Annotated in this window: 1 protein-coding gene; it reads right to left on the bottom strand. The window is 40.0% G+C overall.

Going from position 1 to position 512, the window contains the following annotated elements; genetic code table 11:
- Window positions 1-512 (bottom strand): hypothetical protein (locus tag E1171_RS23185; RefSeq protein ID WP_187696100.1); only part of this gene is annotated, 512 nt, incomplete at both ends.

The raw sequence follows: 512 nt of genomic DNA, 5'->3' as shown, positions 1-512 counted from the left end.
TCTGTCTATTACCAGTTTATAGGTTCTTACTTCCCCTCCAAAGTCCCCAAAACCACTGGCTTTGATATTACCAGATATATCAAGTGCTTCTGTGGTACTTTCAACATTAACTCCTATACTACCCCAAAAACGTGCTTCTCCTGTCACAGGGTTAATCCTCAATAAAGAGCCTCTTCCACCATCCTGTTGAGAGCTGAAAATTCGAAGATCATTTTCAAAGGAATCTATTTGTACATCATTTTCCGATTGAAAGCGTAAACCAAAAGAATCACTGTTTGATCCATTAGCAAAATTAATATTCGTTTTTATTTCTCCCCAGGAGCGAATGTCTCCATCCAAATCCACTGATCCAATGACTTTAAGGTCATTCCTGGCCTCTAATAGCCCCGTCGAATGAATCAAGATCCCTTTTGTCCAATCCGCTGTATTGCTCCCTTTTTCTTTACTTGGGGCTATGTGTAGATAATTGCTTGAGGTCCCCTTTTGATGGATAACAAAGTTTCTCTCCCCAT

It is taken from the genome of Xanthovirga aplysinae, from assembly GCF_009711365.1.
Lineage (GTDB): Bacteria > Bacteroidota > Bacteroidia > Cytophagales > Cyclobacteriaceae > Xanthovirga > Xanthovirga aplysinae.
This window is presented reverse-complemented; position numbering and strand designations above follow the sequence as displayed.